The sequence below is a fragment of the Aeromonas sp. QDB14 genome, assembly GCF_027707845.1.
Classification (GTDB): Bacteria; Pseudomonadota; Gammaproteobacteria; order Enterobacterales; family Aeromonadaceae; genus Aeromonas; species Aeromonas caviae.
In genome coordinates this window covers 1-19,185 of sequence record NZ_JAPCJD010000029.1, presented here as the reverse complement: position 1 = coordinate 19,185, position 19,185 = coordinate 1, and the positions used below count along the sequence as shown (strand labels likewise).

Genomic DNA, 19,185 nt, shown 5'->3' with positions numbered 1-19,185 from the left:
ATGGCAGCAAAGAGAGTGAGACCCGTTAGGGCGCTTGGCCGGATGGCCGGTTTTTCCCTGATTGAGCTGGTGATCGTCATCGTGATCCTGGGGATCCTGGCCGTCACCGCCTTGCCCCGTTTTCTCGATGTGACCGACGAGGCGAAGAAGGCGAGCGTGGAAGGGGTGTCCGGCGGTTTCGCCACCGGAGTGTCCCTGGTGCGTGCCCAGTGGGAGGCCGAAGGGCGTGCCAGGCAGGATGGGCTCAACACCGTGCTCTATGACGGCTCGCGTTTCTATCTGACCACGCCGACCGACAGCCAGGTCAGCAATGGCGAGCTCTCTCCCGGGTATCCCATGGACACGGCAGCAAGTGGCACGCCCGATGTGGATCCGGCCAGCCTGACGGCGGCCCGCTGCCTCAATATTTGGGAGGGGTTGTTGCAGAATCCTCCCAAGGCTACTGCCCGCTTTGACGAGGTGCGCGGTAGCGGCAATGACCTGAAGTTCTATGCCACGGTGAGCAACAATGGACTGGATTCGGTCTGCCGTTACTATCTGGTCAACAGCCTGAGCAAGGGAAGTGATGGACGTTATCAGGACCCGCAAGGGAGCACGGATGCGTTCATGAGTTTCAGTTATCGCCCGGCCTCCGGCCAGGTGACCACCCATATCAATTGATAAACCGAGGAAAGACGTAATGAAAAAGCAATCGGGCTTTACCCTGATCGAACTGGTCATCGTGATCATCATTCTGGGCATTCTGGCGGTCACCGCCGCACCCAAGTTCCTGAATCTGCAGGAGGATGCCAAAACTGCTGCGGCAAGCGGTGTACTGGCTGCCGTGCAGAGCTCTTCCCAACTGGTATATAGCAAAGCAGCCTTGGAAGGGGTAGAAGCTTCACCCAGTGCTTCAGTGTCCAGCGCTGATAACACCACTATTGCGGTTGTATATGGTTATCCCAGAGCCTCTAAAGATGGCATTGCCAAGGCAGTAACAATCGACGGTTCTTGGAGCTCTGCATCCAGTGCCAGGGATTCTTATAGCTTTGCTCCGGTTGATGCCAAGGAAAAGGCTGATTGTGTGTTGTATAAAGAAGCCACTGATAGCGATCCAGCAACTGCCGTTCTTGGCAAAATCAATGCCAGCAAGGTATGTACTGAATAGTAATGTGACAAGGCGAGGCTTCGGCCTCGCTTTTTCGTTATTCCCGATGAGGGCATGAATGTCGACAGCCAAGGGTTTCACCCTGATTGAACTGGTGATCGTGATCCTGTTGCTCGGGATTCTGGCCGCCTTTGCCGTGCCCAAGTGGCTGGGCAAAGGCGGCTTTGAAACCCATACCCTGCGTGACGAGCTGGTGGCCCGGCTGCGGCTGGTGCAGACCATGAACATGCAGGAAGGGGACGCGCGCTGCACCCAGCTGGTGCTGGAGGCGGGGCGTTTTGGCCATCTGACCGGGGCGAGCTGTGCGCCTGCCCCCATTTCGGGCTGGCGTGGGGATGAGCAGAGTCGCGGGCGCCTGGTGCAGGCGTCCGGCAACCTGCAATTCTCCCCCCTGGGGGCATTCCATTTCGACAAGCGCAGCGGCAGGCCCCTGTGGCCAGGCTGCATCAACGGCTGCGAACTGGCGGTCAGCAGCGGCCAGGAGAGTGCCCGGCTGCGCATCGAGTCGGAAGGCTATATCCATGCGATCCCCTAAGGCGCGCCGCGGCTTCACCCTGGTCGAGTTCGTGGTCGGCATCGTGCTGCTGGCCGTGGCGCTCACCGGCATCCTGGGGCTGCTTGTCAATCAGGCTCCCCAGGCGGTGGATCCGGTGCAGCAGGTACGCGCCGCCCAGCTCGCCCAGCGCATCCTCGGCGAGATGCTGGAGAAGTCTTTCGACGAGCATTCCGATCACAACGGCGGCCGTTTTCGCTGTGGCGAGACGGCCGGTGTGCCCGCCTTTACCTATCCCCCCTGCACGGCGAGCGCCGATTATGGCCCCGATGGTGGCGAGACCCGCCCCTACCAGTTCAACGACGTGGACGATTTCGACACGGCAGGCCGCTGGGTGGACGCCAGCTACTTTACCCAGGCCTCGGCCGCGAGCAGCGAGGAGGAGTATCGGCGCTATCAGGTGAAGATCGCGGTGGTGCCGGACACCCTCTTTGGCAGCATGGGGGAGGGGGCCGAGTCCATCGGCAAGCGCATCACCCTGACCGTGCGCCTGCCGGACGGGAGCGAGCTGGTCTTCGGCCTCTATCGGGGGAACTACTGATGGGCGAGCCACATTCCCGTGATGCCGCGTGGGAACACCCATGTGCCAGACTCGCCTGTTACCGCGTCCGACCCGGGCGTGAGGGGGGCTTCACCCTGGTGGAGCTGGTGATGGTGATCCTGCTGCTCGGGGTGATGGCGACCTTCTCCAGCCAGTTTATCGGCATCGGTACCCAGATCTACGGAGATGCCAGCCGCCGCGAGCAACTGATGAGCGATGCCCGTTTCGCCCTGGAGCGGCTCAATCGCGAGGTGCGTGACGCCGTCCCCGGTTCGGTGCGGGTCGAGGACGAAGGGGGCGGTGCCCAGGAGCAGGGGGCTTGTCTGCGGTTCTGGCCCATCGCCACCGCCAGTCGCTATCTGGGCTCTGTGGTCAGCACCGGGCTCAGCATAGTCACGCCATCCGTGCTCCCCAAGAAAAATGAGGATCTTGCCATCGTGTATCCCCTCGCGAGCATGGGCCTCCTGAATCAGGGTTGCCTGCAGGGAAGCTGTACCGCCCGCGTCACCGATGTGGGCAGCGACGTATCGGGCGCACTGCCCTTGACTCTCAGTAACGGTTTCGTCAAGGACTCGCCGGGGCAGCGCATCTATTTTGCGAACCAGCAGGTGCTCTATTGCGTGAGAGGGGGCAACCTCTGGCGCATGGCCAAGTCCCTCGACGACACCCTGAGCAGCAGCGAGACCACCCGGTTGATGGCGGAGCATATTCGTCCCGCCGCCTATTACTTCTATCGGGAACCCGCCGCCTTCAACCAGAGCGAGGTGGGGCTGCGGCTGGAGTTCGAGCAGCGCGACGAGCGCGTCGTCTTCCACCACAAGCTGGAGACCCTCAATGCGCCCTGACACTCCCTCCATGGTGAGGTCTCAGCGGGGCAGCGCCATCCTGATCGCCCTCTTCGTCATCGTCATCATGGCCCTGCTGGCGGCGGCCATGGGGCGTTTCCTGGTGGACAGCAGTGAGAAGCACACGGTGGAGGTGCGCGGTGTGCGTGCCCTGATGGCGGCCCAGAGCGGGCTGGAAATTGCCCTCTATCGACTCTATCCCAATGGCCAGTGGCAAGGGCAGCAATGCGCCGCCAGCACCAGTCTCAGTTTCACCGATGCGGGACTGACGGGCTGTCAGGCCATCGTCACCTGCAACAAGGTGCCGGTGAGTGCGGCCGGCGGGACCCAAACCGGATACCGATTCAGCAGTGAAGGGCGCTGTGGCCAACCCGATGCCGGCAGCGGCCCGAACCCCGATTTTGCCGTCAGCCGCACCCTGGTGGCGGAAGCTTTTGATGGAGTGACGCCATGAGCCCCCTGCCAAGGAGCCAGACCCCATGAAGTCCAGCCAGCCTCTTCGCGGCGCCCTGTTGTGGATCTTGCTGGGATCCACCTCGGTGCAGGCCGCCAGCCAGTGTACCGAAGCCTTCCTTTTCCCGGTGCAGAGCCACGCCTCCCCCGGCGTGCTGAGCATGAACAATGAAAGCAAGATCATCAGCACCACTGTGGGGGCCAGTTACCCCTTCCTGACCAAAAACATCCAGCCCAACGCCAACTGCAACAACGGTGGTTTCTGGAACAACGGCACCTGGGTCTCCAATTGCAACGTCAGCGGCACCCTTGCCAGTGTGCTCAAGGATGTGACCTTCATCAGCGATCCCGACGCGTTTCCGGCCAACCCGGGGGGCTTCCCCTCCTACAGCGGGAAAAATGATCTCGCTTGCGACGGGGCCATCTCTCCTGCTGCCGGTGACTACAAGAGCGCCTCGTGGGGGGGCAACAGCTGCGTGGCGACCCTGAAATCGGGCCAGACCTATCGCTTCGATACCTTGTCTATCAGCGAAGGGGCGATGCTCAACCTCAACGGTGCGACCGTCTATGCCCAGAAGATGACCATCAAGAATGGTTACAACAGTGGCGTCACCGGGTCGGGAGATCTTCATGTGAACGATCTGACGGTGACGGGTCAGGGCAAGCTCAATGACGCCAGGGTCACCGTCTACAGCACCCTTGAGGTCTCGGGCAATGGCAATACCGGGACTGCCGTCTTCCAGCCGCACTACCTGGACAAGGTCACCATGGAGGTCTCTGCCAGTGGCCAGAGCGTGCTCATGGGGGCAGGGGACTGGTTCATCAAAAGCCTGGGGATGAAGAGCAACAGTGCCATGACCTTCCAGGGGCAGAGCTCCCTCGCCGTCTATGGGCTCAAGATGGAAAACGAGAGCCGGATCTCCGCCGCAGGGAGTCGCAGCGACCTGACGCTCCAGCTTCACCAGACCCTGGAGGTGAGTGGCAACGGCACCCTCAACGGATATCTGCAGGCCCGCTACCTCAAGACGTTCAAACACCAGAGCACCTCCAACATCAATTTCTACTTTCGTGGCGGCAACCACTGGATAGACAAGATGGAGCTCGGTCAGAACGACAAGCTGATCTTTGACAGCGGCAGTGCCGCGAGGTTGTACATCAAGAGCGATCTGGCCCTGAGCGACCAGATGGAGGTCAATGCCGGGGGCAAGGCCAACGACCTGATGATGTATCACTTCGGCAAGGTCACCATGAGCGGCAACACCAAACTCAACGCCATTCTCTATGTGAACACCGGGGATCTGGCCATGAGTGGCCAGGCCGTGCTGACCGGCGCCGTGTCGGCGGTGAACGTCTCCATGACCAACAACAGCCAGGTGATCCACGAGCCCTTCACCGGCGACTGGCCGGGCATGTGTGAAGACCCACTGACCTGTTTCAGCGATGACTTCTCCGCCAGTACCCTTGGCAGCGACTGGGTGGTGGCTCAACGCAATGGCAGTACCTTGCCCTCTTTGCAAAACGGTCGCCTGCGGCTGACCCAGAATACGACCAACCAGGCCACCTCTGCGACCTTCCAGCGCCTCTTCCCGGGGGCCAGCAATCTGGTGACTATCGAGTTTGATCAGTATGCCTACAAGACCTCCGGCTCGAGCGGGGCGGACGGCATGGCGGTGGTGCTCTCCGATGCGACGATCACGCCCCAGCCCGGCGCCTTCGGTGGCCCGCTGGGTTATGGCTTCAAGACCGGGATCAGCGGTTTTGCCGGCGGCTGGATGGGGGTCGGTATCGACGAATACGGCAACTATGCCAACGAGGGGGGCTCCTATAATCCCGGGTCTCGTCCTCAGGCCGTTTCCATTCGTGGCTCCGGTGCCAGCTCGGGGACCTCGGGCTATCGGTATCTGGCGGGAACGGCGAGCAACCTGAGCCCGGCAGTGGACAGCGGAACCAATGGCAACCGCCCCCATCGTTACCGCATCACCATTGACTCGCGCACTGCCGGCAGTTCACTTGCGTCGGTTGAGCGGAACACGGGCTCGGGTTACACCATGCTGGTGGGGCCCATCAATATGGTGAACCAGACGGGGCAGGCGGCGGTGCCCGCCAACTTCCTGCTGTCGCTCACCGGCTCCACCGGTTCTGTGACGAACTACCATGAGCTCGACAACGTCCGGATCTGCGCCCTCAAATCCAATCCGGTGGGGACCCAGATCGATCACTTCGAGTTCGATCACTCCGGTCAGGCCCTGACCTGCAACCCCGAGACCCTCACCATCCGGGCCTGCGCCAACGCCAGTTGCAGCCAGCTGTTCACGGACCCGGTGAGCGCCATCCTGACCCCCCTGAAGAATGGCAGCAACGGCTGGATAGCCGACAGCCAGGTGAGCTACAACGGCAACACCGCTACCGTGACCTTCAGCAACGGCACCGCCAAATTGCAGCTGCGCAACAATCTGGCGAGTGTCATGAAGGTGGGGGTGAGTGGTTCTATTCCCTCCACCAAGCCGCTTAGCGAGACGCTTTGCCGGGCGGGCAGCGGCGCCCTGAGCGCCGCCGCCTGTACCTTGAGCTTTGCCGACAGCGGCTTCCTGTTCAATGTGCCGGATACCCTGGCCAACAGGCCCCAAGATGTAGTGATCAGTGCCGTCAAAAAGGACAATGCGACCCAGCAGTGTGTCCCCGGTTTTACCGGTGAGCGTTCGGTCGGCTTCTGGGGAACGTATGTCACCCCGAATGACAATTCTGTCGGGAGTCAGATGGCGATAGATGGCAAGACGATTTCGACTTATGCCGCCAATGTAGTCTCGCCAGCGGCGACAACCCTCAATTTGACCTTCGATGGTCAAGGCAAGGCGACGTTGAAGAGTGTTCGCTATCCGGATGCAGGCCAGATGCGGCTTAATGCCCGCCACGATGGCAGCGGGGATACCGCAGGGCTGGTGATGACGGGGTCGGATCTGTTCGTCAGCCGCCCGGCCGGGCTCTGCATCACGCCTACCGAGGGGACCTGCGCGGCAGGGGATGCCAGTTGTCCGGTGTTCAAGAAGACCGGTGAGGCGTTCCAGCTGAATATCAAAGGGGTGGCTTGGCAAGCGGATGATGACAAGGACCTGTGCAGCGGCAACCTGGCGACCCCCAACTTCGCACTGGCCAATATTGCGCTCGGCAGCGAGCTGGTGGCGCCCAAACCAGGGGAAGGGGCGGTGGTCGGCACGTCCAGCTACGACCACTCCAACCAGAAGGACAGCAACCTCAACTCCGTCGGCCAGTCGGTCAACGAAGTCGGGGTGTTCCGGATGACGGCGACGCCACCGACCTTGGGTTACTTTGGCTACACCATACCCGCCGCCAGCAGCGTGCCTGTGGGGCGTTTCATCCCGGTGGACTTCAATCTGGTGAGTGGCAACATAGTCCCCGCCTGCGAGGCGTTTTCCTATATGGGGCAACCCTTCCTGGCGGAGTTGCAGATCCAGGCCCGCAATCAGTTTGGCGAGACCACCCTGAACTACAGGGAGGCGTTTGCCAAGGGGGATGCCTACCTGAGCGCGGCCAACAACAAGGACGGGGTGTCGCTCTCCGCCCGGTTACGCAGCCTGGGACCGCTGCCCTGGGTGGCAGGGGAGGCCGACTTCAACGGGCCGACCGAGTTTGCTCGCCGCTCCGATGGCAAGCCAGATGGCCCCTACCGGGCCCTGTCGTTTGGCCTTTATATGAAGGACAACGATGGTGAGCAGACCCTGATCGCCAATCCCGACTTCAACGACGGGCAGCCGGGGTCATGCAGTGGCGCTGGCTGCAATGCCAGGCTGATCGATGACGTGCCCATGGAGGCGTACTTCGGCCGGGTGCAGGCAGGTACCCGCCAAGGGGTGGCAACGGCCGGGCTGGCGGTGCCGCTGCAACTGCAATATCACGAGGCGGGCGCCTGGCATGCCATGGGAGCTGATCAATGTACCCGCCTTTCCCTGCAAGATGGGGGCATCGAGTTCACCGATGGCAGCCAGCGTTTCGATCAGGGAAGTGGCGATCTGATATTGGATGACAACACCCGGATCCGGCTCGGTCTTGGCCCGGTTGCCCCTGGCGCCATGGTGGCGAGCGCGAAGGATGGTGTCATCTCCATACAGTTCGCTGCCCCGGACAGGGCGGTGCGCATTCCGTTCAAGATCGATCTGAGCAAGCAACCGGAGTCAGAGCAGCAACCTGGACGGCGTCCGCTCTGGTTGTCTGACCCAGACAGTCTGGAGGGCATGGCCATTTTTGGCCGGGATCGGGGTAATGACAGAATTATTTATCGCCGCGAAGTGATGCCCTGACACCCGGGCTGACACGGGGAGATAGACGCATTGCTGTACAGTGGCGTCTTATCTCCTTGTTTCGTAGTGTTTGTCGGCCTGAGCGGGTGAGTGATGACTCGCATTTTTGTCGCGCCTGATTGATTGGCGACAGTTTGAGCGCTTGCCCATTGGGGTGGGCATTGGTAAAGTTAGCCGGTTTTCTGCACCTCCAAATTCTTAGGATTTCCCGTAGCCATGTTCAAAAAGCTCAGAGGCGTCTTTTCCAACGATCTGTCGATCGACTTGGGAACTGCCAACACCCTGATCTATGTAAAAGATCAAGGGATCGTCCTTAACGAACCCTCAGTTGTCGCCATTCGCCAAGAGCGCGGGAACGCCAAATCGGTCGCTGCTGTCGGTCATGCCGCCAAGCAGATGCTGGGTCGTACCCCTGGTAACATTTCCGCCATTCGTCCGATGAAGGACGGCGTGATCGCCGACTTCTACGTGACCGAGAAGATGCTGCAGCACTTCATCAAGCAGGTTCACGACAACAACTATTTCCGCCCCAGCCCCCGCGTGCTGGTGTGCGTGCCGTGCGGCTCCACCCAGGTCGAGCGCCGTGCCATCAAGGAATCCGCGCTGGGCGCCGGTGCCCGCGAGGTCTACCTGATCGATGAACCCATGGCCGCCGCCATCGGTGCCGGCCTGCCGGTCTCCGAAGCGACCGGTTCCATGGTGGTGGACATCGGTGGTGGTACCACCGAAGTGGCCATCATCTCCCTGAACGGTGTGGTCTACTCCCAGTCCGTGCGCATCGGTGGCGACAAGTTTGACGAAGCCATCATCAGCTACGTCCGTCGCAACTACGGCAGCCTGATCGGGGAAGCCACCGCCGAGCGCATCAAGCACGAGATCGGCTCCGCCTACCCGGGCGAAGAGGTGCGCGAGATCGAGGTTCGTGGTCGCAACCTGGCCGAAGGTGTGCCGCGCAGCTTCACCCTGAACTCCAACGAGATCCTGGAAGCGCTGCAAGAGCCGCTGTCCGGCATCGTCTCCGCCGTCATGGTGGCGCTGGAACAGTCCCCGCCCGAGCTGGCGTCCGACATCTCCGAGCGCGGCATGGTGCTGACCGGTGGTGGTGCCCTGCTCAAAGACATCGACCGTCTGCTGATGGAAGAGACCGGCATCCCGGTCGTCGTGGCTGAAGATCCCCTCACCTGTGTCGCCCGTGGCGGTGGCAAGGCGCTGGAGCTGATCGATATGCACGGTGGCGATCTGTTCCACTACGAATAAGACCCAAAGCCGGCCGAGCGCCGGCTCTTTTTTGACGACTCATGAAACCCATCTTTGGTAGAGGCCCTTCGCTTCAGTTACGGTTGTTTCTCGCCGTCATCATCTCTGTTGCTGCCATCGTCGCGGATTCCCGCTTCGGTGTGTTCAGCCATGTCCGCGTTTATCTGAGCTCCCTGGTGAGCCCGCTGCAATACATCGCCAACGCCCCCGGCACCCTGCTCGACACCATGTCGACCCAGGTGCAGACCCGCGCCGATCTCATCGAGCAGACCAAGCAGCAGGAGCAGCAACTGTTCACCCTGCGCTCGCGCCTGCTCAAGATGGATCAGCTGGAGCATGAGAACCAGCGTCTGCGCGAGCTGCTGGGGTCGCCGGTACACAAGGAGTCCCGCAAGATGGTGGCCGAGCTGCTGTCGGTGGATTCCGACCCCTTCAGCCATCAGGTGCTGATCAACAAGGGGGCGCTGGATGGCGTCTACAACGGCCAGCCGGTGATCAACGATCAGGGGGTGGTCGGCCAGGTGCTCCACGTGGGCTCCACCACCAGTCGCGTCCTGCTCATCACCGACTCCAGCCACGGTATCCCGGTACGGGTGCTGCGCAACGACTTGCGCGCCATCGCCTCCGGCAGCGGCGAGCTGGACAAGCTGGAGCTGCGCAACCTGCCCCGCAACACCGACGTCCAGGTCGGCGATCTGCTGGTCACCTCGGGCCTGGGCGGCCGCTTCCCGGAAGGTTATCCGGTGGCGACCGTGACCCGCTCCGACTATGTGGAGGGCAAGCCCTTCGCCCAGATCGAGGCCAAGCCGCTGGTGGCGCTGGACCGTCTGCGCTACCTGCTGCTGCTGTGGACCGACAAGAAACCGGAAGTACACGACAAGGATGCCCTTGAGCCTGCGGCGAGCGCCTCGGTGGCCACGGCAACCTCGGCGGCGGGGGCGACGCGCTGATGCTGCAACCCGCCAGCGGCAGGATCTGGATCTGGTGTTCGATCCTGCTGGCCCTGTGCCTCTCCATCCTGCCGCTTCCCTTTCAATTCGAACCCTTCCGTCCGGACTGGCTCGCCATGGTGCTCATCTACTGGGCGCTGGCGCTGCCGCACCGGACCAACGTCGGCACCGCCTGGGTGGCGGGCCTGCTGCTGGACGCGCTGCTCGGCAGCACCCTCGGCGTGCGGGCCATGGCCATGGCCATCACCACCTACCTGGCGGCCTTCCAGTTCCAGAAGATCCGCAACTTCTCCCTCTGGCAGCAGGCGCTGATCATCGGTCTGCTCTCCCTGGTGGGGAAGATCACCGTGTTCTGGGCGGAGCATCTGTTCAGCCGGGCCAGCCTCAACTTCGCCTACTTTTGGTCGACGTTGACGACGATGTTAATATGGCCCTGGATTTTTATGGTCTTGCGCAAGGTGCGGCGTCGCTTCAATATCAAGTGAATGTGAATAAAAACAACGCATTGTAACTGCGCATCGTCTCATTGAGTGAAGTATGAACAAGCACAACGAACTGCAACTCTATCTCGCCTCGGGCTCCCCCCGCCGGCACGAGCTTCTGACCCGCCTGGGCTACCGTTTCGAGGTCCTCAAGCTGGATGTGCCGGAGCTGCGCAACGACGGTGAGAAGCCCCAGGATTACGTCTGCCGGCTGGCCCGCGACAAGGCGATGGCAGGTGTGGCCGCGGCGCCGACGGCGCTGCCTGTGCTGGGGGCCGACACCATAGTGGTGCTGGGGGAGCGGGTGCTGGAGAAACCCTCCGACCTGCTGGACGCCAAGGACATGCTGGAAGCCCTCTCCGGGCGGGTACACCAGGTGATGACGGCGGTGGCCCTGGCCACCCCGGAGCGGTGCGATGTGCGGCTGGTCACCACCAACGTGGCGTTTCGCAAGCTGGACGAGGCCGAGATCGAAGCCTACTGGCGCACCGGCGAGCCGTGCGACAAGGCGGGCGCCTATGCTATCCAGGGCATTGCCGGCAAATTCGTCAGTCGCCTCGAGGGGAGCTACAGTGCCGTGGTCGGCCTGCCCCTGCTGGAGACGGACCTGTTGATCAAGCAGCACCTCGAGCAGACCCGGTAATCCTCTCGTCAGCAGTGCGCTGCTGAGTTACCCGTTGTTCGTCGTGCCAGAATTCAAAACTAGAAAGGCAAGGTAACTTATGTCGGTAGAACTGCTGGTAAACGTCACCCCCTCCGAAACCCGGGTCGCCCTGGTCGAGAACGGTCTGCTGCAGGAAGTGCATGTGGAGCGTCAGGCCAAGCGCGGCATCGTGGGCAACATCTACAAGGGCAAGATCAGCCGCGTGCTGCCCGGCATGCAGGCCGCCTTCGTCGACATCGGCATGGACAAGGCCGCCTTTCTGCACGCCTCCGACATCGTCCCCCATACCGAGTGCGTGGCGATCAAGGAGAAGGAGCAGTTCCAGGCCGGCAACATCGCCGAACTGGTGCGCCAGGGGCAGGACATCATGGTACAGGTGGTCAAAGACCCGCTCGGTACCAAGGGAGCCCGCCTCACCACTGACATCACCCTGCCATCCCGTTATCTGGTCTTCATGCCGGGCAGTGCCCACGTGGGGGTCTCCCAGCGCATCGAATCCGAGGCGGAGCGCGAGCGCCTCAAGCGCACCGTGGCCGGCTATGTGGACGAACTGGGCGGCTACATCATCCGCACCGCCGCCGAAGGGGTGGGGGAGCAGGAGCTGGAGCTGGAGCAGGACGCCGCCTTCTTGAAGCGCCTGTGGCGCAAGATCCTCGAGCGCAAGCAGAAGTACCCCCCCTGCAAGATCCTCTATGAGGATCCCAGCCTGGCGTTTAGGGTGGTGCGTGACTTCGTCGGTGCCGAGCTCGACAAGATCCGGGTCGACTCGCGCCAGAGCTTCGATCAGCTCAAGCGCTTCACCGAGGAGTACGTGCCCGAGCTTGCCAACAAGCTGGAGTACTACACCGGCGAGTCGCCGATCTTCGATCTCTACGACGTGGAGAACGAGATCCAGCGGGCCCTGGAGCGCAAGGTGGAGCTGAAATCCGGCGGCTACCTCATCATCGACCAGACCGAAGCCATGACCACGGTGGACATCAACACCGGGGCCTTCGTCGGCCATCGCAATCTGGAAGAGACCATCTTCAACACCAACGTCGAGGCCACCGCCGCCATCGCCCGTCACCTGCGCCTGCGCAACCTCGGCGGCATCATCATCATCGACTTCATCGACATGCAGTCCGAGGATCACCGTCGCCGGGTGCTGCACAGCCTGGAGCTGGCGCTGGCCAAGGACAGGGCCAAGACCAACGTCAACGGTTTCTCCCAGCTCGGGCTGGTGGAGATGACCCGCAAGCGCACCCGGGAGAGCCTTGAGCACGTGCTCTGCGCCGAGTGCCCCGAGTGCAAGGGGCGCGGCCGGGTCAAGACGGTGGAGTCGGTCTGCTTCGAGATCCTGCGGGAGATCATCCGGGTCAACCGCGCCTACGACGCGGATCAGTTCACTGTCTATGCGGCCCCCTCGGTGGCCGATTACCTGCGGGGGGAGGAGTCCCACAGTCTGGCGGAGCTGGAAGTCTTCATCGGCAAGCAGGTCAGGGTGGTCTCCGAGCCGCTCTGTGGGCAGGAACAGTTCGATGTGGTGATGATGTAATTGGTCTATCGCTGGCTGAGTCGGGGCTGGTTGGCCCTCGGAGTCTTCTTCGTGCTGCTGGCTGTTCTGGTCAGCGTGGTACGACTGGGCGGCCCCTTGCTCAACCAGCACCGGGCGGCCGTGATAGGGACCCTGCTCGGGGAGAGCCAGCTCGAGGTGAGCGTGGATCACGTCGGGCTGGAGTGGACTGCCCGCGGCCCGGCCATCGGGCTGGAAGGACTGGCCATCGCCCCCGATTCGGGGCGTTTCTCCCTGCGCCTTGGCAAGGTGTGGGCCCACCTCGACTTCTGGCGCTCCCTCAACGAACTCAGGCCGGTGTTTGGCCAGCTGATCCTGAGCGACGGCAACATCGCGCTGGACATGACCCAGCCCGCCACCCCCGTCAGCGGGAAGAGCGCGAACCAGCAGGAGGCCCTGCTGCGCTTCCTGCTGACCCAGCTATCCATCTTCGACATTCACGACACTCGCCTGAGCCTCACCACGGCACTGGGGGAGGTGCGCGCCCTCGACATCGCCCAGTTGCGCTGGCAGAACCGCGGCAAGCGGCATCAGGGGGTCGGCAAGGCCTATCTCATCAACGGGGTGGGGGAGAGCACCCTGGACCTCATCATCGATGTGGATGCCCCAGAGGTGCGGCTCGACCGCCTCAAGGGCCAGCTCTATCTGGGGGCCCGGGAGCTGGACATCAGCCCCATGCTGGCCAGGATCCACGCCGGCGCGCCGCCGGTGAGCGGCCAGCTCGACTTCCAGCTCTGGAGCGAGTTCGAGAAGGGCAGGCTCGGCAACTCCCTGCTGGCCTTTGGCAACAACCACCTGATCTGGAAAGACGAGATCAAGGGGGAGCCGCACCGCCTCGACCTGCAGGGGGGCAAGATCCAGCTGCGCCGGGACGGCGAGGCGTGGCAGCTCGCCAGCCACGACGTCACCTTCAAGCTCGATGGCGCCACCTGGCTGCACAGCCGCCTGCAGCTCGAGCGCATCGGCTCACGCATCCAGGGCTATGTGCCCGCCATCGATCTCGACCAGATTGCCAACCTGAGCCAGCCGGTCTCCGGCCTCTATCCCGAGCTGACCGAGACCCTCAAGCGCACCCGGCCAAGGGGCCAGTTGCAGGAGCTGGTCCTGCAAGCCGACGGGGACTGGCAGGGGCTCTCTTTGCAGGGGCAGCTGCGCGGCTTCGGGACCCGGGCCTGGCATGATGTGCCCGGCCTGCAAAAGCTGGACGGTGACTTCTGGCTGACCCCGAACGGGGGGCGTGCCCGCCTGACCCTGGGCAAGGGCAAGGTGGATCCGGCCCGCCACTTCAAGGAACCCATCCCGGTGGACAGCCTGAGTGCGGCCCTCGACTGGTGGCGGGCGCCCCAAGGCTGGGTGCTCTATGGCCAGGACATTGCCCTGGACAACCCGGATCTGCGCCTCGCCAGCCGGTTTCGCCTCGAGCTGTTCGAGCACCCCTTCCTCGCCCTGACCGGGCGCATCGACGTGAAGAACGCGGCCCATGCGGATCGCTACTACCCCCTGGCGGTGATGGATGAGGGGCTGGTGAGCTACCTGAGCGGCGCCATCAAGGGGGGCAAGGCCAAGGGTGCAGACTTGCTCTGGTACGGCGAATTCCGTGACTTCCCCTACGACAACGGCAAGGGCGTCTTCCAGGTGGCGGTGCCGCTGCAACAGGCCACCTACGAGTTTTTCCCGGGCTGGCAGCCGCTGACCGACCTGCAGATCGATCTGCTGTTCCAGAACGCCAGCCTCGACATGAACAGCCGCGCCACCCAGCTCGGCAAGGCCAGCTCCGACTCGGTGCACGCCTGGATCCCGGATCTCTATCCGGGTGCTCACCTCTACGTGGATGCCAAGGTTGAGGGCGAGGGCAAGGCCATCAGCGACTATTTGCAGGACTCGCCGCTGGGGGGATCCGTCGGTCAGGCGCTGCGGGAGGTGGAGATCCTCGGCCCCATGAAGGGCACGGTGAAGCTCGACATACCGCTGGATGGCGAGGGGGAGGTCAAGGCCAGCGGGGAAGCCAGCTTCAAGGACAACAAGGTGAGGATCGCCTCCCTGGATCTGCCCCTCGACGGGGTCGCAGGGACGCTCGAGTATGACAACGAGCAGACCCGCATTCACAACCTCAAGGCGAGCCTGTGGAACCAGCCGCTGACCCTGGATTATCAGGGGCGGCAACTGCCCCACGGCTACCAGGCCGACCTCAAGTTCCAGGGGCAGTGGGACAGCCGCCGCCAGCGCCGGGACATACCGGCCCTCGAGATGCTCCAGGGGCGCAGCAACTGGTCGGGTACCCTGGGGCTGACCCTGCCCGAGAACAAGGCGTTCAGCTTCCAGCTGGCGCTGGACTCCAACCTGCAGGGCATGGGGCTGGATCTGCCCGTGCCCCTGACCAAGGCGGCGGGTACCCGGCTGCCCCTCAAGGTGACGGCCCGTGGGCGGGATGGCAGCGCCGACATCCGCGCTGTGCTGGGGGCGGACATCGACATGCAGAGCCGCCTGGTGTACGGCGACGGCGTGCCCTACCTCAGCCGGGTGCGGGTCAACATCGGCCAGCCCGGGGCGCGTGTGATGCAGGACAAGCCCATGCTGCTCGCCATCAATCAGCAGCAGGTGGACGTGGCCGGCTGGCTGGCCCGTCTCAAGCAGTGGCTGCCGGCCAAGGCGCAGGCGATGCAGGGCAATGCGGTGGTGGGCCCCGCTTTCTTGCCCCAGGAGTGGTGGGTGGATGGCCAGCTGGCCCGTGCCGACATCGGCAGTGCCAGCCTCAAGGCGGTGCACTTCACCCTGGGGCCGGTGAACCAGGCCACCGAGGTGATGATCGACAGCCCCGACGTGATGGGGGTGGTGCGGGTGCCGGTGGCCGACGGACGTCCCATCGATGCCAAGTTTGCCCGCATCTACTGGTCCGGCAAGGGGACCGATCTCAGCCCGGATCCCGATGAGCACCAGGACAGGGCCATCATGGACGCCATTCCCTGGCTCACCTTCAGCTGCGTGGATTGCCGCTTCGGCGAGCTGCCCCTGGGGGAGGTGAAGGGGGAGCTGCTGCCCGGGGCCAACCGGCTGGATCTCAAGGGACTGGAGATGCGCCTGGCGGGCAGCACCCTGCGCGGCAGCGCTGAGTGGCTGGCCCGTGGCAGCCAGATGCAGACCCGTGCCAGGGTGAACCTCGAGACCCGCAACAGCGAGCTGCTGCTCAAGCGGCTCGGCTACACCTCGCCCATCGGGGATGCCCCGGGCAAGCTGGCGCTGGATCTGAACTGGCGTGACGTGCCCTACCGCCTGAGCCTGCCGACTCTGGCGGGCAGCGCCGACTACCAGCTGGAGGGAGGCACCCTGCGGGAGGTCAACGACAAGGGGGCCCGGCTGCTCTCCCTGCTGAGCCTCGACTCCCTGATGCGCAAGCTGCGCCTCGATTTTCGCGATGTATTCGACAAAGGCTTCTATTTCGAGTCCATGTCCGCCTCCGCCAAGGTCAATCAGGGGGTGGTGGAGAACAACGACTTCTACATGAAGGGGGCCGCGGGCAACCTGCGGGGCAAGGGCATCGCGGATCTGGTGCGCTGGCGGCTCGACTTTGATCTGAGCTTCTCCCCGAACCTGGGGGGTACCCTGCCGGTGGTGGCGGCCTTCTCGCTGACCCCCATCACCGGGCTCTATGTGCTGGCCCTCTCCAAGCTGCTGGAGCCCGTGGTGGACGTGGTGACCCGCATCGATTTTCGGGTCTCCGGCCCGCTGGACGCCCCCAGGCTGGTGGAGGCGGGGCGGGATCGCGCCCGCATCAAGCTCAACCAGCACCAGAAGGATGCGGTGGATGCGGTGGCGCCCGGCCTGCCCGCCAAGGAGGTCACCCCCTTCCTGCTCGATCCCAAGCATCAGGGCTCGGGTCAGCGCTGAGGGCATGCACCGGGCTGGGGGACTTTCCCCCGGCCGCCAAACCCCTCATAGTGCAGATATTGCCCCGCGAGCCGAGAAGGCCTTGTGTCACCGGCTCGCCCAACAGAAGGAGCGCGTCATGTGGCTAGCGGCCATGCAGTTGATATCGGGTCGTACCTGGCAGGATAACCGGGAGCGGATCGCCGCCGAGCTGGCGAGTCTGCCCGGGGAGCGCCCCTTGCTGGTGCTGCTGCCGGAAAACTTCGCCCTCTTTGGCGAGCGGCAGGGGTATCTGGACGGGGCAGAGCCATTGGGAAATGGCCCAATCCAGCAGCAACTCTCTGATTGGGCCAAATCCCACGGCATCTGGCTGGTGGCCGGGGCCATGCCCACCGCCATCGCCGGTGCCGACCACATCCACACCAGTACCCTGGTGTTCGATCCCGACGGCGCGCTCAAGGGGCACTACCACAAGATCCACCTGTTCGACGTGGACGTGGCGGACAATCACGGCCGCTACCGGGAGTCGGAGACCTTCAGCCCGGGTGATCAGCCTGTGCTGGTGGACTCCCCCTTTGGTCCCCTCGGCCTTTCTATCTGTTATGATCTGCGCTTTCCCGAGCTGTACCGCCAGTTGGCCCGGGCCGGTGCCCGGGTGCTGCTGGTGCCTGCCGCCTTTACCGCCGTCACCGGCGAGGCGCACTGGGAGCCTCTGCTGCGGGCCCGTGCCATCGAGAACCAGTGCTACGTGGTGGCCGCCAACCAGGGGGGCACCCACGAGACAGGGCGTCAGACCTGGGGCCACAGCATGGTGATCGACCCCTGGGGCCGGGTGCTGGCCTGTCGGGCGTCGGGGCAGGGCATTGTGCTGGCGCCGCTGGATGGGGCCCTGGTCGATGAATTGAAACGCACCATGCCGGTGCTGCAACACGCCCGCCTGCTGTGAGCCCGCGGCCGTGGATTTAACCGTTACGACATCTCGCATGAGAGTGGAGAGAAAGATTTGAGTCTATTGAGCCAGGTTAGTGCCTCCCTGTTGGCCCCGAACGATCTCGACGAAGGGCGGCTGCAACAGCTGCTCGGCAGCCTGATGAGCCATCAGGTGGAGTTCGGCGACCTCTATTTCCAGCGCAGCTGGCACGAGTCCTGGATGCTGGAGGACGGCATCGTCAAGGATGGCAGCTACAACATCGATCAGGGGGTGGGGGTGCGCGCCGTCAGCGGCGAGAAGACCGGTTTCGCCTATTCGGACGAGCTGAGCCTGCTGGCGCTGCAACAGTCGGTGACTGCCGCTCGCGGCATCGCCGCCGCCGGTGCGCAGGGCAAGGTAAAAGCATGGGCTCGCACCGAAGCAAACCTGCTCTACCCGGCGCTGGATCCCCTGCAGACCCTCGACAAGCAGCAGAAAATTGCCCTGCTGGAGCAGATGGACAAGTTCGCCAGAAGCCTGGATCCCGCCATCAATCAGGTGATGGCCTCCATCAGCGGGGTCTATGAAGAGATCCTGGTGGCCGCCACCGATGGCACCCTGGCCGCCGACGTGCGCCCCCTGGTGCGCCTCTCGGTGACCGTCATCGCCGAGAAGGGGGATCGCCGTGAGCGCGGCAGCGCGGGGGGCGGTGGTCGCTTCGGTTACGACCATTTCCTCGAGCTGGACGGGCTCGAGAGCCGGGCGTTTGGCTATGTGCGTGAAGCGGTGCGCCAGGCCCTGGTCAACCTGGAGGCCATCGACGCCCCGGCCGGCACCATGCCGGTGGTGCTCGGTGCCGGCTGGCCCGGCGTGCTGCTGCACGAGGCGGTGGGTCACGGTCTGGAAGGGGACTTCAACCGCAAGGGCTCCTCCGCCTTTGCCGGGCGCATCGGCGAGCAGGTGGCTTCCAAACACTGCACCATCGTCGATGACGGCACCCTGCCGGGTCGGCGCGGCTCCGTCTCCATCGATGACGAGGGGACGCCGGGGGGCTACAACGTGCTGATCGAGAACGGCATTCTCAAGGGTTACCTGCAGGACAAGCAGAATGCTCGCCTGATGGGGGTACCGCTCACCGGCAACGGCCGCCGCGAATCCTACGCCGCCCTGCCGATGCCGCGCATGACCAACACCTACATGCTGGCGGGTCAGTACGATCCAGCGGAGATCATCGCCTCGGTGAAGAAGGGCATTTATGCCCCCAACTTCGGTGGCGGCCAGGTGGACATCACCTCCGGCAAGTTCGTCTTCTCCGCCTCCGAGGCCTACCTCATCGAGGATGGCAAGATCACCGCGCCCATCAAGGGGGCGACCCTGATCGGCAACGGCCCCGAGGCGATGAGCCAAGTTTCCATGGTGGGCCGTGATCTCGCGCTGGATCGCGGGGTCGGGGTCTGCGGCAAGGAGGGGCAGAGCGTACCGGTCGGCGTCGGCCAGCCCACCCTCAAGCTGGATCAGCTCACCGTGGGCGGCACCCAGTAAGGTCACACACCTTTGTAAACCCCGGCCCGGCGCCGCAATGCTGATCAGTTAAGGATCCATTGACCGATCCTTCTGCTGTAGGACAATCCGGAACCAATCACTGGTTCCG

General features: G+C 63.5%; 15 protein-coding genes. All 15 read left to right on the top strand.

Annotation, left to right across the window (positions count from 1 at the left end; translation table 11 throughout):
• The 15 genes from PG887_RS11370 (at position 1) to tldD (ending at position 19,076) form a co-directional block, all read left to right on the top strand.
• Entirely contained in the window at positions 1–660 is a 660-nt protein-coding gene (locus tag PG887_RS11370) for a type II secretion system protein (RefSeq protein WP_041212210.1), read from the top strand.
• A gap of 19 nt (positions 661–679) precedes the next feature.
• Positions 680–1,147: a prepilin-type N-terminal cleavage/methylation domain-containing protein gene (locus tag PG887_RS11365; protein WP_270821732.1), complete on the top strand. Its 468-nt coding sequence runs from the start codon at positions 680–682 to the stop codon at positions 1,145–1,147.
• Positions 1,148–1,205: 58 nt separating this feature from the next.
• On the top strand, positions 1,206–1,682 hold the full coding sequence (locus tag PG887_RS11360; RefSeq protein WP_270821731.1) for a pilus assembly FimT family protein: 477 nt from the start codon (positions 1,206–1,208) through the stop codon (positions 1,680–1,682).
• Positions 1,669–2,241 (top strand): prepilin-type N-terminal cleavage/methylation domain-containing protein, encoded by a 573-nt coding sequence (locus PG887_RS11355; protein ID WP_270821730.1) that lies wholly within the window; start codon positions 1,669–1,671, stop codon positions 2,239–2,241. Before PG887_RS11360 ends, PG887_RS11355 begins: the two co-directional genes overlap by 14 nt.
• The gene (locus tag PG887_RS11350) at positions 2,241–3,086 is read left to right on the top strand and encodes a PilW family protein (protein ID WP_270821729.1); all 846 of its coding nucleotides are present in this window, start codon (positions 2,241–2,243) and stop codon (positions 3,084–3,086) included. Before PG887_RS11355 ends, PG887_RS11350 begins: the two co-directional genes overlap by 1 nt.
• Complete coding sequence (locus PG887_RS11345; RefSeq protein WP_069652312.1) at positions 3,076–3,540, top strand: MSHA biogenesis protein MshP; 465 nt, start codon at positions 3,076–3,078, stop codon at positions 3,538–3,540. The genes PG887_RS11350 and PG887_RS11345 overlap by 11 nt, the downstream gene beginning before the upstream one ends.
• Before the next feature lie 25 nt (positions 3,541–3,565).
• Entirely contained in the window at positions 3,566–7,855 is a 4,290-nt protein-coding gene (locus tag PG887_RS11340) for a DUF6701 domain-containing protein (RefSeq protein WP_270821728.1), read from the top strand.
• A 216-nt stretch (positions 7,856–8,071) separates the two neighbouring features.
• On the top strand, positions 8,072–9,112 hold the full coding sequence (locus PG887_RS11335; RefSeq protein ID WP_005308111.1) for a rod shape-determining protein: 1,041 nt from the start codon (positions 8,072–8,074) through the stop codon (positions 9,110–9,112).
• Positions 9,113–9,153: 41 nt separating this feature from the next.
• Positions 9,154–10,062 carry a rod shape-determining protein MreC gene (gene mreC / locus PG887_RS11330; RefSeq protein ID WP_042864559.1) on the top strand — a complete coding sequence of 303 codons (909 nt, stop codon included), beginning with the start codon at positions 9,154–9,156 and terminating at the stop codon, positions 10,060–10,062.
• The gene (gene mreD / locus PG887_RS11325; protein ID WP_270821727.1) at positions 10,062–10,547 is read left to right on the top strand and encodes a rod shape-determining protein MreD; all 486 of its coding nucleotides are present in this window, start codon (positions 10,062–10,064) and stop codon (positions 10,545–10,547) included. Before mreC ends, mreD begins: the two co-directional genes overlap by 1 nt.
• Positions 10,548–10,599: 52 nt before the next feature.
• Positions 10,600–11,187 (top strand): Maf family protein, encoded by a 588-nt coding sequence (locus PG887_RS11320; protein ID WP_010672636.1) that lies wholly within the window; start codon positions 10,600–10,602, stop codon positions 11,185–11,187.
• Between the two features lie 79 nt (positions 11,188–11,266).
• Positions 11,267–12,742, top strand: a complete 1,476-nt coding sequence (gene rng / locus PG887_RS11315) for a ribonuclease G (RefSeq protein WP_270821726.1) — start codon at positions 11,267–11,269, stop codon at positions 12,740–12,742.
• A complete protein-coding gene (locus PG887_RS11310) occupies positions 12,743–16,645 on the top strand; it encodes a YhdP family protein (RefSeq protein ID WP_270821724.1) in 3,903 nt (1,300 codons plus the stop codon).
• 118 nt (positions 16,646–16,763) lie between these two features.
• On the top strand, positions 16,764–17,570 hold the full coding sequence (locus PG887_RS11305; protein ID WP_270821722.1) for a carbon-nitrogen hydrolase family protein: 807 nt from the start codon (positions 16,764–16,766) through the stop codon (positions 17,568–17,570).
• Between the two features lie 57 nt (positions 17,571–17,627).
• The gene (tldD, locus tag PG887_RS11300) at positions 17,628–19,076 is read left to right on the top strand and encodes a metalloprotease TldD (RefSeq protein WP_069652309.1); all 1,449 of its coding nucleotides are present in this window, start codon (positions 17,628–17,630) and stop codon (positions 19,074–19,076) included.
• Positions 19,077–19,185: the final 109 nt, after the last annotated feature.

Coding starts and splice junctions, on each gene's coding strand:
- PG887_RS11370 (WP_041212210.1), top strand. CDS start 1: ATGGCAGCAAAGAGAGTGAGACCCGTTAGGGCGCTTGGCCGGATGGCC.
- PG887_RS11365 (WP_270821732.1), top strand. CDS start 680: ATGAAAAAGCAATCGGGCTTTACCCTGATCGAACTGGTCATCGTGATC.
- PG887_RS11360 (WP_270821731.1), top strand. CDS start 1,206: ATGTCGACAGCCAAGGGTTTCACCCTGATTGAACTGGTGATCGTGATC.
- PG887_RS11355 (WP_270821730.1), top strand. CDS start 1,669: ATGCGATCCCCTAAGGCGCGCCGCGGCTTCACCCTGGTCGAGTTCGTG.
- PG887_RS11350 (WP_270821729.1), top strand. CDS start 2,241: ATGGGCGAGCCACATTCCCGTGATGCCGCGTGGGAACACCCATGTGCC.
- PG887_RS11345 (WP_069652312.1), top strand. CDS start 3,076: ATGCGCCCTGACACTCCCTCCATGGTGAGGTCTCAGCGGGGCAGCGCC.
- PG887_RS11340 (WP_270821728.1), top strand. CDS start 3,566: ATGAAGTCCAGCCAGCCTCTTCGCGGCGCCCTGTTGTGGATCTTGCTG.
- PG887_RS11335 (WP_005308111.1), top strand. CDS start 8,072: ATGTTCAAAAAGCTCAGAGGCGTCTTTTCCAACGATCTGTCGATCGAC.
- mreC (WP_042864559.1), top strand. CDS start 9,154: ATGAAACCCATCTTTGGTAGAGGCCCTTCGCTTCAGTTACGGTTGTTT.
- mreD (WP_270821727.1), top strand. CDS start 10,062: ATGCTGCAACCCGCCAGCGGCAGGATCTGGATCTGGTGTTCGATCCTG.
- PG887_RS11320 (WP_010672636.1), top strand. CDS start 10,600: ATGAACAAGCACAACGAACTGCAACTCTATCTCGCCTCGGGCTCCCCC.
- rng (WP_270821726.1), top strand. CDS start 11,267: ATGTCGGTAGAACTGCTGGTAAACGTCACCCCCTCCGAAACCCGGGTC.
- PG887_RS11305 (WP_270821722.1), top strand. CDS start 16,764: ATGTGGCTAGCGGCCATGCAGTTGATATCGGGTCGTACCTGGCAGGAT.